Genomic DNA, 807 nt, shown 5'->3' with positions numbered 1-807 from the left:
GAGCCACCAGGCGGGCCAGGAGCCGGGCCGCCGGGTGGTCCGGCCCAGGGACGGCGCCTTCCGCGAGTCCAGCGCCCTCGAGCTCGGCGCGGCACTGCGCCACCACGGCGCGAAGGTCGAGCCCCGGGGGGACGGTGGTGAGCCGGTGGTCCGGTCCCTCGTCCTGCGGACCGGGGTCGATCAGGTCCACCAGGCCGGAGGGCTGGTGGTCGGTGTCCCGTACGGCGGTCACGACCAGCTGGCGGCGGGCACGGGAGGTCGCGACCGCGAAGGCCCGCAGCTCGTCATCGAGCACCGCGGCGCGGGCCTCGGCGGCGACCGAGGACCCGTCCCCGGCGGCCCCCGGCACGCCGCGGCCCGAGAGCAGGTCGACGAGCTGCTGGGCACCGAGCATCGAGTCCCGCAGGCGCAGGTCGGGCCACGTCCCCTCCTGGACCCCGGCGACCACCACCACCTCCCACTCGCCACCGGCCGCGCCGGCCGCGGTGAGCAGGGCGACGGACTCGGCGGTGTCACCGTGCGCGGCGAGGGAGTCGGCCGGGAGGTCCTGCGAGCGCAGGTGCTCGAGGAAGGCCTCGGCCGGGGCCTGGGGCAGCCGGTCGACGAACTGCTCGGCAGCGCGGAACAGCGCGAGGACGGCGTCGAGGTCTCGGTCGGCACGAGCCCCGCCGGGTCCGCCGGCGAGCGCACTGCGACGCCAGCCCTCGCCGAGCGCGGCGGTCGACCACAGCGCCCAGAGGACGTCCAGCACGGTCGCCGCGGTGTCGGCCGCGACGGCCCGTCCTGCAGCCAGGACCTGGGCCAGCC

1 protein-coding gene is annotated in these 807 nt (G+C 77.8%); it reads right to left on the bottom strand.

Going from position 1 to position 807, the window contains the following annotated elements; genetic code table 11:
- Nucleotides 1–807 (bottom strand): 3'-5' exonuclease (locus L0B03_RS18585; RefSeq protein ID WP_284502016.1); only part of this gene is annotated, 807 nt, incomplete at both ends.

It is taken from the genome of Actinotalea sp. C106 (genome assembly GCF_023630195.1).
Classification (GTDB): domain Bacteria; phylum Actinomycetota; class Actinomycetes; order Actinomycetales; family Cellulomonadaceae; genus Actinotalea.
Note: the sequence above shows the minus strand (reverse complement) of the source record. Positions and strands in the feature narration are given on the sequence as shown.